Genomic DNA, 14,346 nt, shown 5'->3' with positions numbered 1-14,346 from the left:
AACATCACGATCGGTCTCCCTGCCACATTTCACTATATTATACTAGGTGATTAGGGCATTTGAAATCGCTGAAACCATTGATTTTATTGCTTCTTGGTTTTTTCTTCGGCTATAGTTGCCAAGCTCAAAAGTTAAACTTTTAGTCAAAAACTACAGAATGTCTGCAAAAGCGATATCGCCCCGTCCCAAACCCCCGAAACAGCAATCATTAATCAAACTAGCCCTCGCCGTAATTGCTGCCGTTATCATCTTTAACATTCCTCACTCCTTACTTCCCGTGTTTACAGAATCCCTATCCCAAGCAACCCCGCCGCCAGAAATCCAAAACCTCCTCGCCGGCAAGGGCAGAATTGTCACAGTAGGCGACAGCATCACCGAAGCCGGCAAATATCCCGGAGGTTACGTTTGGCTGCTGCAACGCTATCTGAATGCCCTTTATCCCGACAGCAAAATCGAAGTCGTCAACGCCGGCATCTCCGGTAACAAGGCGAGTGATATGCAGGCACGTTTTCAGAAAGATGCGATCGACAAACAGCCAGATTTAATCACCATTAACGCCGGAGTCAACGACGTTTGGCACGCCTTCTTCGACTTCCAAAAGCTTCAGTTTCATCCCCAAGGCAACCTAGCCGCAGGAGTATCACTAGCAGAATACATAGACAAAATAACCAAAATGGTGCAGGCAGCAAAAACCGCCGGAATTCGAGTCGCCCTGCTTTCTCCTACTCCAATTCGCGAAATTCTGGACGGCCCAGAAAATCGCAGATTGCAAGAATACGTAGTAGCAATGCGAGAAATCGCCAAACAAAATCAGTGCTTATTTATCGATTTAAATGCACCTTTTCGGGAAGTAATTAGCACCTATCAAAAACACGCGGGAAAAACTCTGAATTTGTTAGCAGCCGATGGAGTTCACCCAAATCCATCGGGATATAGAATTATTGCTTTTACTATCTTGCGCGGCTTAGGCGTACCCGCCCAGGATATTGAGAATTTGCAGGTAAAAAATTCAAATTAGTCAGTAGTCAGTAGTCAGTAGTCAGTAGTCAGTAGTCAGTAGTCAGTAGTCAGTAATCAGTAGTCATTAGTCAGTAGTCAGTAGTCAGTAGTCATTAGTTATTGGTTATTTGTTAGCTCCAATGCCCAATGCCCAATTCCCAATTCCCAATGCCCAATTCCCAATGCCCAATGCCCTATGCCCAATGCCCTATGCCCTATGCCCAATTCCCAATTCCCAATGCCCAATTCCCAATGCCCAATTCCCAATTCCCGCTATCATTCAACCGGCGGATGATACCGCTTCAACCAACAGCTACCAATAATCACCAACGCCACCACAACAATAATTTCAGTCCAAAAAAACGACAGGAAATCGCTAGCAGTTCCCACTGGTGGCACCCCCGGCTGAGCGTTGCGAATTGCCGGAAAAGCAAACAGCATTACACCAGTCCAGCTCAGCATCCCCACTTCCGGCAATTTGCCAGATTTCATCACTTTTAGTGCTAACAACAGCGCCATAATTGACAGCACCCACATGATGACAATAATCACCAAGGCAAAGAATTTCACTGGAAGCGATCGAGTTGCAGAAACATCGATGTAAATAAAAATAGATGAATTTTCTTCCAGCGGGTTATAACTAATGTCGAAGCCGGGAACATCAGCATTAAATTTAAATTTCAGCGGTACTGGATTTACTTGAAAAGGAGCAAATTTTTTACCTATCGAAGCCAGCGGATCGAGGGAAATTGCTACTTTAGCAATGTGCGTGTCAAAGGGATAATTGTTAATATTGCCCTCGATTAAGTTAAACTTTAATGCAGGTACAATCATCGGTTTACCTTCTTTAAAGGTAATTTCTGAATCTTCTACATTCGCACCGTTAACGGTCATTAACAAATCTTGAGCAGGGTAAGTTGGCCCTTTTTTATAAATACCTTTGAGTTCAAACTGCAAGCGAGTTTCTAATTGGTTTTTAACTGGATCTACTCCAATTACTGTCATTTTGACCTCAATCAAGCCTTTTGGTGTTACAGGGATTTCTGGAGATGATTTGTAAGGCTCTTGGGCATTAGCATTGTGAGAGTAAATAGATAAAAGAATTGCCAAAAATATGACTGTGCTGCAAATTAAAACGAGTAGTTTTTTGAGATGATTTTTGTTTACAATTTGCATTAATTATGGATATTTGACAATTTAAAATTTTGTGAGCTTTTCTACAGCCAACCCTTTACCACAAAGGTTTAATAGTTCGGAATGCGAGTCCTAGTTATGGATGCGGACTCGCATTCCGAACGATCAAACCTTTTCCATCGCAATTTGAGTCCCTCTTGCATCGCTAACAGTTACTACGAATCGATAGGAAGCAGTACATTTGGTGTAAAACTTCCGTGCAAACCGTAGGGAATGTGCTGTTTTAAATGCAGGCGCGCTAGGGGCCCTTTGGTGATGTCGCTAGCATCTAGAATCGCTAAGGTCGATCGATGATTAGCTGCATCATACATCAAAACTAGCAGCCAGCCGTCATCCTCCGCCATAGCGTCGGGACGGGGAACAAAAACAGGTTCCCCCGCAAAACCGCGCGGCGCAGCACTCCAAATTTGCTGTTCTCCTGTCTGGAAATCCATTTTAAGAATAGCTTGCAAAGGAGCATTTCCCGTCGGAGCATCCGCAGCGCCAATATAAAGATATCGGTAAGGCTGTCCGACGTTGTTGGGATGCAATGTCGGAAACTCGCAGCACCGAGTTTCAATTACTTGATGGTTAACAGTTTTTTCGTTCAAATTTAACTTAAACCGCCACAATTCCCCCGCTGGAATGCTGTCAAAATCAAGCTCGCGAAAATCGCCGTCCGCCTCGACGGTTGGGAATGAGTCGTAGCAAACAGAATCAACAAAAACTTCGCCGTTTTCTTCCCAGGCGTTGCAGTGGTGGAAGACAAAACAAGGTTCGGTTTCTAATACTTTTACCTCGTCGGTGCCGTTGCGGGGAATTAAAATTGCTTGCGTCGGGCGGTTGGGTGAAAATTGAATGCACTGGGATGCACTCCGCATTCCTAACAAGAATGGTAGGGGATTGAAGCTGACGGGATTTTGGAAGAATATGCAATAATTCGGGGTAATTACCATGTCGTGCAGGAAGGCAAAACCGGGGATTGCGTGGGCGTGTTTTTGTAAAAGTTTGCCGCTTGTGTCGAGTTCGTAAATTGTGATTGTACTTGACAAACCGGGCTTGACGGAAAAGTTGACTAATCTGTCTCCGGCTCCATTTTTGCCTTTTTCAATTCTGGGGTGGGCGGCGAAGGCTTCACCGGGTTCTAAGATGCCGTCTAGGGTGTCTAATCCGAGTGTTTCTAGGCTGCGGGGGTCGAGTCTGTAGGGCTGTGCTGCTTCCCAGAGTGCTAGCAGTTTGTCGCCCCAATAAATGATGTTGGTGTTGGCTATGTTTTTGATTTTGACGTCAAAGATGTTGCTAAGCCAGCCTCCGGGTTTCTGTGTGCCGAAAACGCCTCGGTGCAGGATTTTTCCGGCTTTTTGTTCGGCGAGGTAGCCTTCGGTGCGGACGAATCTGTTGCGGAAGTGGGCGCGGCCGTCGGAAATTGCGATCGCACAAACCATCCCGTCGCCGTCGAAGGGGTGATGGATGCGCTGGCCGTTGACATCTAGCAAACCGGGCCCGTTGCGAAAGAATGTGCCTTGCAAGCCTTCTGGGATTTCGCCTTCGATGTCGTCAATCCAGTAGTCGGATTCGCTGGGTTGGGATTCGTAGCCGCGCTGCCAGTCTGTGCGCGTGTATGATGGTTTTTGGGCGGGTGTTTGGGGTTGGGAATTTTGTAAGTTTTGCATGGGTAGAATAAGCTTTTATTGATTTAACCGCAGAGGGCGCAGAGGGCGCAGAGAGAAAGAAAGTAAGAAAAAAGAAAAAAGGAGATGAAAGGAGATGAAATCAAACTAGAAAGATATTAGCAGTCAATTTTCCTTCTTCCTTCTTCCTTCATTTGCGTTAGTCGGATCGGCGGTTTTCTGACCTTACTGTCGGTACTAAGTCGGGAAAGTATTCGGGTATGAAGTTCTGTCCGCCTTGTTTGGCACCTCCTAGTTCTGGTTGTAATAGGGGGAGTGATTGTTGCTCGTTTTGGTCGCCGCTTTCTGCATTTTCTGCAGGAAGCCAATTTAGGAATGGCAGGGGTAGCAGTGTGGAGAGGTTGGTGATGACTATTAGCAGCCAGAGGTTGTCGAAATTGCGATCGGTAATTCCGAGTAAGTGGGTCAAAAGTGCACCGCCTTCGTGGGACAAAAGTCCGGCTAAGTTGGTGACTGACATTAACACGGCAAATAATGTAGCTTCGACACCGGGAGGACACAATCGCGCTGAGAGAACTAGCACCGGCATATAAGCAATTTGTCCGATTACTGTCAGAATCAGGCTGTCTCCGATGCTGAACCAATGGTCGTCTATTCCTAATGCTCGGTTGGCATGAGTTACTAATAATAATGTAGTCATGCCCAAGGCTGTTGCAATGACTGTTGACCAGCCGAAAATTACTCTAAATGGAATTGCTTTGAGGTATCGCTGAAACAGCCAAATACCGAGGAGGGAAGCAATGCTGGTGACGAGGCGCACTCGGCCGAGAAATTCTGGTTGAAAGCCTAATTCGTTGGTGGTGAAGAAGAAAAAGGCTGAGTCGGAACTTGGGGTGGCTTGCCACAGGAAGAGAAAGGCGGTGGGCAACCAAATTGTTTTTTGGGTAACAGCTTGCCGCAGTTGTTTGAATTGGTTTTTTACTGTGTCAAAGTCGGTTTGTTTGTTGACTTTTTCTTCGTGAATTAACCAAGCTGTTGCTGATACGATTAGCGGGAAAGATGCGGTGATTAAAAATATGGTTTGGGTGCCCAAGTGTTGCATCAGGTAGCCGCTGAGGTAGGCGGTGATTAGTCCGCCGAGGGCTGATGCGCCCCAGGATAAGGATTGCAGGGAACCTGCGTCGGCGACGGATTCTTTTCTAGCTCTTTCGACTATGAGGGAGTCGGCGATGACGTCGCTGACGGCGAGGGAGAGGGAACTCAGGGCGATCGCCCCTGTGGCGGCCAGCGGTGTGTGTACAATTGTTGCGAGGCTCACCCATGCTGACGTGCCCAAGAGCCCGGAGAGGACGATGTAAGGTCGTCTGCGGTAGCCGAATATGGGCAAACCGTCCGACATGAAGCCGAACAAGGGTTTGATAATCCAAGGTAGGGCGACAACACCCATCATTGCTGATACTTCGGCCGGAGTCATGCCAAGATCGTCTTTCAGGAAGAAGCTGACGGCTAAGCGAGCTAGTCCGAGAATGCCTTGGACGAAGTAAATCAGTAAGATGGCTATGAGTTCGGGGGTTGGCTCATTCCCAAAGAATACTTTTTCTTTTAAAGATTCTTTGAGTTTGCTGGCGCCAGAGGGTGAAAGAAGCATTTTTGCAATATTTCTTAATGAATCTAAATATTATATAACACATTCTTAATGGGTTGCGGAAACTGTCGGAGGTGGGATGTTAGGGTGACGAGCGACTGCCAGCGGGTATAAAATTGTGATGAGCCTGGATTTAAGGACTTTTTGCGATCGATGAAAGCAGAAATTATAATTGTCTCTCTGGCTGTGGTTTTGGTTTGAGGATTGGGGGCTAATTTAGCTTTATGGCTCAGCGATTTCGATCGGTTTCTGTAGATGGCGTTGATGCGCCTGCTGATTTGTTTGAAAGAAACAAAAACAAGGTTTTTCTGTGACCTGTGGTGACTACTTTTCGCAGGGGAGAAAGCCTGCAAGCGGTGACGGGAAATCATGCCGAGCAAATTATGATTACTGACTCTCAGGGCAAACCTTGGCTGCAGGTTTTAACGGATAAGGGTAATTTTTTTGTGCGGGCTAACAGCCGTTTTGTTAAACCGATTCTGGAAAATCATACTACTTTGAAACCCTTAGAATAAGGCAGAATAAAAATTGGAAAAAACTCACCTTACTTATTTAATCAGAGTCCTGCACGCAGATCCTAATTATGTAGGGTGTGCACTGCACACCTTACGGCTTCCGGTCGTTCAAGCCGACATAATATTACTTGTTCAATCAGTCTCTCGGCGGCGGTGGGATGATTCCAAACTCAGTAATTTGCGGTACTTAGTAACTGTTCTTCGAGCAATAGGCAGAGCGAATCGTATCCCGAGCAGATGAGCTAACTGTTCATCACTGTAAGGATTAGTCGGCGATTCTTCCTGAATGAGTTGCACTAGCAGTTGCTGGACTTGTTGAGGCGTTCGTCCCCCCACTCGTACAGGAACGCAAAGCGATGCCAATGGTATTGTTTGACTCTGTTGACCACAAATTAACAGATACCGTCCCCGGACAATCCGGCTCACGGTAGCGTTAGAAAGTCCCACCGTTTGAGCCACAAGTTGCTGAGGGGTTGGCACTAAATCTAATTTATTCCGACTGTTTAAAAAGGCTTGCTGGCGATAGACTAAAAATTGACCGACTTTGAGAATATTTTCCTGCCATTGGTTCAAAGCTGCGAGTAAGTTCTGAGCTTTTTGTAATAAGAGTTCCAGCCGTTGGGTATCTCTGGAACGTTTGTTTGATTTCGCTAACAGTTCAATGGCTTCGCCATTCAGACAAAAGCGCTGATTAACCTCATAGATTGGGGAAACTTGCCAGTCTCCTCCCGATTGACGTTCGGCTTTCATATCTGGGGTAACAATAGCAACATTAGTATGACCAAAGTTTCTAGCCGGACGGGGTTCTAACTCCTGAATTTGACTGATAGCAGCGGTGAGTGTTTCTATGTTAATTTCAACAGAAACTTGGACATTTTGATGCAGCTTTTGCAGCAAGTATTTACGATTTTGCTTTGCTTCTAAAGAACTACCCGTACAATTAGCTAGCGCTTCTAAATAGTCTTGAACCAAGAGAAAAGCTAGACTTTGAGGTTGGTATTTAAGTTGCAACAACAGACATTCTCGCAGCGATCGCGCTCCGATTCCGGGAGGGTCTAAATTTTGGAGAGCGGGCACAATATCTGCCAGTTCTTTTGGACTCCAAACAGTACCAGTAGCCCAACTTTCTGCGCTTCCTTCCAAATAGCCAGAGGGCGAGAGCCATTGAGTCAGATAAATCAGAGCATCGCATTGTTTTTGTGGTAATGATAGAGCTGATATTTGTCCATACAGATGCTCCTGAAGACTCAATTCTTGGGCTGGAGGATGATACCAATCCGGTAAAACATCCTCTAACAAAGCTTCGCGTCCTCCCGACTGGGCAGATGAATCAGGAGTGTTGATTAAAAATGGATTGTGCTTCGCTTCTTCCTGGACATATTCCACTACCCGTTTGCAATCCATAGGCAACAAGCGTACTAATTGCCGTAGAGTAGGGTAGAGCACTGTTTGAGTCTCTAAGCGTGTTTCTTGTGACGGTGCAGAAATTAGATAATTCATGGCATTTCGTGGAGTCAGTCGATTTTAGATTTGAGATTTGAGATTTACTTCACAGATGAATCTGGGAGCTTGAACAGAAGCGTTGCCCGCTCGCTTGTCGAAGTGTCTAAAATTTGGGGTAGCTCACGACAGGAGTCGGGGGATTTTATCCGTTTTTGGGCGGGAGTCAGAGATGAAAATTGCGATCGCAATTTGTTCCGAAAAAGTGCAAATTACAACAGAACTAAAATTTAGTGTCAAAGATTTCTTTGTTTCTTTTTATGTTCAAAGCTTTTGGCATCCATTCCTAAAGCTTTGTGAGGTTCGTGAGGATAGAGATTTAGGGCGCGACGGATTAAGTTCGTCTCCAACTGTGCTACAGCTTGCTCCAAGTTCAAATCCGGCAGAGATTCCTGATTAAAGACAAGATGCTCTGGTAAGATTGTTCTTCCCCCAGAAAAAACAGCCGCCCGTTCTAAGGTATTTTGTAATTCCCGCACATTTCCAGCCCACGCATGACTCCTAAGTTTTTCGATTGCTGACTCGGTAATTGCTAGACCTTTAATCCCATTTCGCAGGGCAATGTAGCTTAAAAAATGTTGGGTAAGTTGATTTAAGTCTTCGAGGCGATCGCGTAAAGGGGGCAGTTCAATCCGTACTACATTAAAGCGATAGTAAAGGTCTTCTCGAAACTGATTCAGCCGCACCATTTTTTCTAAATTCCGATGCGTCGCCGCCAAAACCCGCACATCTACTGTTCGGGTTTGATTGCTTCCCAATCGTTCAAAGGATTTATCTTGCAACACCCGCAGCAATTTACCTTGAATTGTCGGACTTAATTCTCCTACTTCATCGAGGAATATCGTGCCGCCATTCGCTTGTTCAAAGCGACCGATTCTGAGGTTATTAGCTCCCGTGAATGCTCCTTTTTCGTGACCGAATAACTCTGCTTCTAACAGATGCTCTGGCAAAGCTGCACAGTTAACTTTTACCAAGGCCCCGCGACTGCTGGAAGCTGCATGAAGGGTGGAGGCGACTAACTCTTTGCCTGTGCCGGATTCTCCCACAATTAACACAGTAGTGTTTGCTTGGGCGACTCTACCGATGAGTTTAAAGACTTGTGCCATTGCAGGCGATCGCCCTAAGAGTTCTTCTGGTTGTGCGATCGCCTGAAGATTTGCTTCCCCAACTTGATAAGCTGATACAGTATGATGAGCCAAAGCCTTCTGAACCAGATTAACTAAATCCTCCAAATCAAAGGGTTTGGTCAAGTAATCATAGGCTCCCAACTGCATCGCTTCAATGGCCGTGCGGCTGGTTCCATAGGCCGTCATCACAATTACTGGCAATTCAAATAGAGTTTTCCCCAAAGCTTTGAGAACAGCGCTACCCTGAGTTTTAGGCATTTTCAAATCTAGAAATACCAGGTCAGGACGAGAGGAAACATCGCCTTGAATTATCTTGAGTCCCTGGTCTCCGTCTCCCGCTTCTACGATCGAGTGACCTTCATCTTTTAAAATTTGCGCCATCGCCTGACGCATCGCTTTTTCATCATCAACAATTAGAATCTTTGCCATCTGTAGATTTTATAATTGGGATTACGATCGAATACCATTATCCTAGTCCCTACCCCCCAGTATTTAATCTCTACTCTTAGGTAGATAAACGCTAAAACGGGTACAACCCGGTTGAGAATCCCAGCCGATAGATCCGCCCTGACGAGTGATAATCTCGTGACTAATTGCCAGTCCTAAACCCGTCCCCTCCGGTTTTGTTGAATAGAAAGGATCAAATATTCGCTCTCTGTCTTCGGGCGACAATCCCTGTCCTCGGTCTTCTACCCAGATCACAAAATAGTCGTGCTGCTGTGCCACTCCCACCAATACTTGACCTCCCTCTGGGCTAGCTTGGATGGCATTCAAGATTAAATTAACCATTACCTGTCCTAACTCCCGAGGACGCAGTGGCACTTGGGGTAAGGTGTTAGTCGCAGCACAATAAACCAGCGTTATTCCCTGTTCTTCGGCTCTCAAACGCAGTAGAATAACTGATTCTTCAGCAACATTTTCTAGGGAAGCAGGAACCAGTTCTTCCTGTTGCTGATTTTGGTCAAAATACAACAGCCGCCGTACTAATTGCTCTAAACGGTCTATCTGTTCCAACAAGCTAGAAATCGGTAAAGTTGTGATCCCCTGCTTTTGAAGTTGCCGCTGGGTATACTGCAAGTTGAGCCGCATACTTGCAAGCGGATTGCGGACTTCGTGGGCTACCCCCGCCACCAACTGTCCCAAGGATGCCAGACGTTCCACTCGGCGCAAGCGCTGTTCTAGCTCTTGACGGCGATGTTGCATCGTATTAATTGCCTCTCCCAGCAGTCCCATTTCCGCTTTCAAGGGTGGAATTTGTTCTGCTTTACCCTCTTCCATTGCCTTAATACTTTGTTGTAGTCGCTGTACCCCCCAGTGCAGTTGTAAGGCAATATAAAATGTCCAAGCTCCTACTAACAAGTTGATCAAAACCACAAGAATGCTTAAGCCTTTTTGACGGGCATCCTTAGAATTGGGTAGAGGTGTACGCTTCATTGTCCACACAGCACCCCACAGAGGTAAGGGATCGGCCCGCAGAACCAGCAAATCGAGTCCCGGTTGCAGCACTAATTCTTGCGGCAATCCCTGACTTGTGGCGCGGCGAGTCAATTCTAAAATCGTTTTTTCCTCAGCTTTGGGAATGTCTTTTTTGGGTGATGCCCCTCCGTGAGTCGGATAGGCATAGCCCAAAAGCCGATCTTTTTGCAGCAGGTAAAATCCCCCTTCTACTCGTGGGAAGGCAGCAAGCGCTTCTGTTGAAAGTTCCTGAAGTTGTTTGTCCCATTGCTTATTTTGCTTGTCTGATTGCCCCTGGTTAGATTCCCAAAATAGCTTAATCAATCGAGCATCAGCATTGGCTAATTCGTCTTGATTTCTTTCCCTGACTGCACTGGAACGGCTTTCAAATAACTCGGCTACCAGCCACAGAGCCGCCACGCCTAAACTTAAAAACAGAATGGTGAGGATTGTTAGTTGCTGTCGGAGTGACCAGCGTGGAGCGATCGCATTTGGTTTCAAGAGAATTTCCAAATATAGTAATTAGATTTAACCTTATAACCTGTATCAGTAAAAATCATGGGAATACAGTAGATTTGCGGTTCGCTTCTGTATTCAGTTCTTTAGTTTCGGGGACAAGAAACCAAAAAACTGCTAAGGCTAAAGTTGCGATCGCAGATAACATCAGAAAGCTAGCATTGTACCCAGCGTTTTTCGCCACAAACCCAGCTAGTAAATTACTCAGACTAGCACCAACACCAATAGAGGTAGCAAGCATCCCTTGGGTGACATTAAAGCGACCGGTTCCCTTAGTCAAATCAGCAACCATCAGGATGGAAAGTACCCCGAAAATACCGCCGGCGACTCCATCCAGAATTTGCACAGAAACTAGAAAATAGGGATTGTGCCAGAGGGTATAAAGTACCCCGCGAATCGGCAGTGCCACAAAGCTAATCAGGAAAACACGCTTTCGCCCAGCGTCTGCTAAACGACCGGCCATATTAGACGAGGGGATCATAACTAATTGGGCGATGATGATGCAGGCTGACATATAAACTGTGCCATCGATTCCTTTGCCCTGTCCACCCCGATCGAGCAATTGACCGACTAAAGGCAACATTGCTGCATTGGCAAAGTGAAATAGAATCACGGCGATGCCAAAGAAGAGTACCCGGCGATCGCTCAATAACTGTAATATGCCTTCAAGGTGATGTTCTTCTCGATCGTCCTCATCATGATCATCTGTCGCACCGCGGGCTAACTCATGGTCAATCTCTTTCTCACGAATCCTCAGAACCGAGATAGCGCTGCCAATTGCCATAACTGCAACCAGGAAAAAAATCCCTTTGCGCGCCACAAACTGACCGATTAAACCAGCCAGAGTAGCAGCGAGTAAATTGCCTGCATGATTGAATGACTGATTGCGACCGATTCGCCGATCTAATCGGTTATGCCCCACTAGCCCCAGCGTAATCGCCGCAATAGCGGGCGGGAAAACCGCTGCAGCACAGCCAATCAAGACCTGACAGGCAATTATTACTGGAAAAGTCGGTAGCAGGGCAATGCCGATGCAACCAATGGACACAAGTACGGCAGCCACCACAATCAACATCCGTTTTTGGCGCAACTTGTCAATTAGTGCGCCTGCGGGTGTTTGGGCAATGACTGTAGCAATTGACGCTGCTGCTGTCGCCATCCCGATTTGGGCTGGGTTCCAATTTTGTGAGGATTTGAGGTAGATAGCCAGATATGGCCCAACACCATCCCGCACATCGGCTAAGAATACATTTAAGTAATCGAGGGATTGTAGACTTTTTTTGCTGGGTTGTCGCTTTTCTGGCATCGGTTTTCCTGATAATGTCGGTCACTATGACATGAAGTGCAAAAATCATGCCAATGGCATTTTTTAGACAAGGAGAGCTTAAGTCAGAATTTGCACAGCGCAACCGAAAGCTTTGCACGGCGGGATGCTAGTCCCTGCGGTGCTTTGTTGTCATTGCAGCCTGTTAAACTTTGTCGCTGGGTTCAATTGCGTGTGGCTTGGCCTTTTTCTCGATCGACTGCATCGCTTGGTGATGTGGTGGCAGATGTAGCTGTTTTCCGTCAGAAAGTAGCCATCCATCTACTTGTCCCTTGGCGTTGAATAGGTAAGCTTTGACTGTGCTGTTGATAATGCTGAGTTGTGTTTTCATTGTGGAGCAATCATGAGACTTCTCCAATAATGATTGTGGAACAGGCAGGATGCCTGTTAAAGACTTGCTTTTCTGGAGAGGTCTATTGAACTTCACTACTCCCTCGTGCAATTTTCGCGCCATTTGCTCTCAAGCTGGGAATACATTTGGCACGATTTTTGCACTACCAAGTTTTAGTTATCGCCTGAATTCCGTTCAGTCCGTGTTATGAACAAATCAGAACCTCGCATTTCCCAAGAAATCGCTCCCGATGTTTTTGCTCTTGCTGCTGAGTTATATGCCAAAGAAAATCAGTATTATTCCTTGTCAGAACTTATGCAGGCTGGGGCCGAAGTACAAATTCCCCCAGAGTTGATTCAACAGGCTTTACAGCAGCTCAAAGCCAAGCAAATTAAAGCTTCGGAGCGGAAAAAAAGGCTAAAGCTGATCTTAACCAGTGGCATCGGTGGAGCCGCACTTGCTTTGTGTGGTTTCGGGATTTACAACACTCTTGCCAGTAATTTCACTCTCGCCAAACCCAACCCAGAAGCCAAGCTAGAGAAGGCTCAGATTCCGCCCAACCCCCAGATGGCATTTCCACCGCAGCCTCATCCCAAAGCCGATGAAACTACTTTTACCGGCCAAGTACAGCAGTATCTTCTTAACCCAGAAGGTAAGGTAGATGGAGTCTTGCTGAGTAATGGCTTACAAGTGAAATTTGGGCCTCATATGGGGGACAGCTTAGTTGCGATGATTGCCCCTGGTGCTGGGGTGAGTATTACTGGGACTCCTGGGATTTCCACTCGCTTCGGCCAAGAGGTGAAAGCCGAAAGCATTACTAATTCTCAAACCAACCAAACTTTAGCAAAGCAGCCTCCTACCGTTCCCCCCCAGCCTCCCTTGCAAGGCAATTACAGTAACTTATCTCTAGAAGGAACTGCCCAGCAATGGTTAGTAGGACATCGGGGAGAGATTAATGGCGTTATCCTGTCTAGTGGCGCTCAAGTGAAGTTCCCGCCTCATGTTGGAAAGCAGTTACTAAGTCTTGCTAAGACGGGAGATAAAGTACAGGCTGAGGGTTTTGGAACTAGCAACAGTTACGGTCAGGTTTTACAAGCTACTGGCTTGACGGTAGATGGACAATCGGTATCTTTTGACCCACCAAACCCCAATTCTTCTCCTGTGAAGAGCATAAATTAGAAAAGGTTTTACCGCCGGAAATCAAGCCCCTCCGACTGAAGTCCGATGCTCCACAAACAAAGTGTGACCAGAGCACACTGACAGCCGACTGCAAAAATCAGACTCGGGTTGCGCGGTCTTCGTTTGTATAGCTGCGACTTCAGTCGCCTGGGCATTTATGCAGGATGTCTAGCTCACATTTTTTTTGAGATTGGCATGGTTTTTGCACGCAGCTATTGTGACCAATAATCGCATTATTTAATCGTGTATCGGCAGACAAAGTTTGATTTTATGTTAACCTTGCTAAATTCTGTATCATGAGTGTTCTCAGATTCATCGTAATTGGACTAACATACATCGGCTTAGGTTTAGGCTATCTGCCTGGTTTACGGATGAATCGAGCCAGTATTGCCATAGTTGGGTCATCGTTACTGATGGCGTTGGGAGTTTTAGACCTGAAAGAAGCTTGGAGTGCGATCGACTATAAAACGCTGATTTTCCTGTTCAGTATGATGGTGATTAGCGCTAACCTGGCTGGCTCCGGTTTCTTTCAATTAGCGATTGATACAGTGATGCGATTCACCCGGAGTCCCTTCAGTTTACTAATTGTTTTAACATTGGGAAGCGGGATACTATCTGCTTTTTTTCTCAATGATACCGTTGCTCTAATTCTTACTCCTTTAATTTTAGGCTTAACCCAAGCTCTTAACCTGAATCCTATTCCCTACCTGCTTGCCTTAGCTGGAGCAACTAATCTGGGCTCGGTTGCTACCTTGAGCGGCAATCCTCAAAATATTTTGATTGGCTCATTTTCGGGTATTAGCTATCTAGACTTTGCCAAAGCTTTGACTCCGATTGCATTGGTAAGTCTGCTAATACAGATCGGGCTACTGTGGCAGGGCGAACGCATCTAAATCTCATGTTAGCAGAATATGGTATATTGGAGCATAATTATTGAGTACCTACCAAACA

The 14,346-nt window shown here is 46.1% G+C and carries 13 protein-coding genes; 4 read left to right on the top strand and 9 right to left on the bottom strand.

What is annotated here, in order from left to right; translation table 11 throughout:
• The first annotated feature begins 157 nt into the window (after positions 1-157).
• Entirely contained in the window at positions 158-1,018 is an 861-nt protein-coding gene (locus QUB13_RS28015) for an SGNH/GDSL hydrolase family protein (RefSeq protein WP_333387758.1), read from the top strand.
• Positions 1,019-1,116: 98 nt separating this feature from the next.
• Here QUB13_RS28015 and QUB13_RS28010 read toward each other — a convergent pair whose 3' ends face one another.
• The 4 genes from QUB13_RS28010 to QUB13_RS27995 all read right to left on the bottom strand — a co-directional run bounded on the left by QUB13_RS28010 (position 1,117) and on the right by QUB13_RS27995 (position 5,451).
• Entirely contained in the window at positions 1,117-1,266 is a 150-nt protein-coding gene (locus QUB13_RS28010) for a hypothetical protein (RefSeq protein ID WP_333387755.1), read from the bottom strand.
• A 9-nt stretch (positions 1,267-1,275) separates the two neighbouring features.
• On the bottom strand, positions 1,276-2,175 hold the full coding sequence (locus QUB13_RS28005; protein WP_333387752.1) for a DUF4436 family protein: 900 nt from the start codon (positions 2,173-2,175) through the stop codon (positions 1,276-1,278).
• A 173-nt stretch (positions 2,176-2,348) separates the two neighbouring features.
• Complete coding sequence (locus QUB13_RS28000; RefSeq protein WP_333387749.1) at positions 2,349-3,845, bottom strand: carotenoid oxygenase family protein; 1,497 nt, start codon at positions 3,843-3,845, stop codon at positions 2,349-2,351.
• Between the two features lie 157 nt (positions 3,846-4,002).
• Entirely contained in the window at positions 4,003-5,451 is a 1,449-nt protein-coding gene (locus QUB13_RS27995) for a folate/biopterin family MFS transporter (RefSeq protein ID WP_333387746.1), read from the bottom strand.
• 317 nt (positions 5,452-5,768) lie between these two features.
• On the opposite strand from QUB13_RS27995, the gene QUB13_RS27990 reads away from it, so the two are divergent.
• Complete coding sequence (locus tag QUB13_RS27990) at positions 5,769-5,963, top strand: hypothetical protein (protein WP_333387743.1); 195 nt, start codon at positions 5,769-5,771, stop codon at positions 5,961-5,963.
• Between the two features lie 132 nt (positions 5,964-6,095).
• Here QUB13_RS27990 and QUB13_RS27985 read toward each other — a convergent pair whose 3' ends face one another.
• From QUB13_RS27985 to QUB13_RS27965, 5 genes are all read right to left on the bottom strand, one after another.
• Positions 6,096-7,463, bottom strand: coding sequence for an RNA polymerase factor sigma-54 (locus QUB13_RS27985; protein WP_333387740.1), 1,368 nt, complete (start codon positions 7,461-7,463; stop codon positions 6,096-6,098).
• 236 nt (positions 7,464-7,699) lie between these two features.
• On the bottom strand, positions 7,700-9,019 hold the full coding sequence (locus tag QUB13_RS27980) for a sigma-54-dependent transcriptional regulator (protein WP_333387737.1): 1,320 nt from the start codon (positions 9,017-9,019) through the stop codon (positions 7,700-7,702).
• A gap of 63 nt (positions 9,020-9,082) precedes the next feature.
• Positions 9,083-10,558 (bottom strand): sensor histidine kinase, encoded by a 1,476-nt coding sequence (locus QUB13_RS27975; protein ID WP_333387734.1) that lies wholly within the window; start codon positions 10,556-10,558, stop codon positions 9,083-9,085.
• 43 nt (positions 10,559-10,601) lie between these two features.
• Complete coding sequence (locus QUB13_RS27970; RefSeq protein WP_333387731.1) at positions 10,602-11,867, bottom strand: MFS transporter; 1,266 nt, start codon at positions 11,865-11,867, stop codon at positions 10,602-10,604.
• Positions 11,868-12,030: 163 nt separating this feature from the next.
• Positions 12,031-12,216: a hypothetical protein gene (locus tag QUB13_RS27965; RefSeq protein ID WP_333387728.1), complete on the bottom strand. Its 186-nt coding sequence runs from the start codon at positions 12,214-12,216 to the stop codon at positions 12,031-12,033.
• Between the two features lie 207 nt (positions 12,217-12,423).
• Between QUB13_RS27965 and QUB13_RS27960 the strand changes: the two genes are divergently transcribed.
• On the top strand, positions 12,424-13,395 hold the full coding sequence (locus QUB13_RS27960; protein WP_333387725.1) for a hypothetical protein: 972 nt from the start codon (positions 12,424-12,426) through the stop codon (positions 13,393-13,395).
• Between the two features lie 296 nt (positions 13,396-13,691).
• Complete coding sequence (locus tag QUB13_RS27955; RefSeq protein ID WP_333387721.1) at positions 13,692-14,288, top strand: SLC13 family permease; 597 nt, start codon at positions 13,692-13,694, stop codon at positions 14,286-14,288.
• The last annotated feature ends 58 nt before the right edge of the window (positions 14,289-14,346 follow it).

It is taken from the genome of Microcoleus sp. B4-D4, assembly GCF_036705185.1.
Taxonomy (GTDB): Bacteria; Cyanobacteriota; Cyanobacteriia; order Cyanobacteriales; family Microcoleaceae; genus Microcoleus.
The sequence above is the reverse complement of the archived record's forward strand: the minus strand, read 5'-3'. Positions and strand labels throughout refer to the sequence as shown.